Origin of the sequence: Mesorhizobium sp. M7A.F.Ca.CA.003.01.2.1, from assembly GCF_003998945.1 — a bacterium.
Taxonomy (GTDB): domain Bacteria; phylum Pseudomonadota; class Alphaproteobacteria; order Rhizobiales; family Rhizobiaceae; genus Mesorhizobium; species Mesorhizobium ciceri.
Window position 1 is genome coordinate 1 of sequence record NZ_RZRA01001595.1, and the last position, 568, is coordinate 568.

Here is a 568-nt window from a genome sequence, read left to right on the forward strand (position 1 = left end):
ATCTTGGGCTCGGTCACGCCTGCAGCGGGCGGCGTCGCCGGCGCTGCAGGAGCCGGTGTTGCGTCGACCACGGCTGGCGCTGGGGCGGCTGGCGCCGGAGCGGTTGCGGGGGCTTCGGCTGTGGGAGCAGCCGGCGCGGCGGCCGGAGCAGCCGGCTTTGTCTCGGGTGCGGGAACGGTCAGCAATTCGGCCGGCTTGCCCGGCTCCTCGACCATGGCCAGCACCTGGCCGGCCGCATCCTTGGGAACCGAAACGACGGCGGTCTGCACCGAGGGCGTTACGACGTCACCGGTGGTCGCGCGCAGCGCGATCGTATAATCGCCGGGCTTCAGCGGATCATCGAGAATGATAACGAAGGCGCCATCGGGACCAGCGACCGTCGAGCCAAGCACCGTCGAGCCATTGAGGATTTCGACCTTGGCGTTGGGCGCCGCATTGCCGGCGACGACAATCGAGCCATTGCTTTCAACGCGCACGACGTCGAAAGACGGTGCGACCGGACCGGCCGCAGCCGGCGCGTCCGCGGCCGGTGCGGCCGGTGCCGTTGCCTGGGGCACTGCGGCGGGAG

1 pseudogene is annotated in these 568 nt (G+C 70.6%); it reads right to left on the minus strand.

The features are described 5' to 3' along the window. Nucleotides 1-568: pseudogene (locus EN969_RS34425) on the minus strand (peptigoglycan-binding protein LysM); the annotation flags it as partial.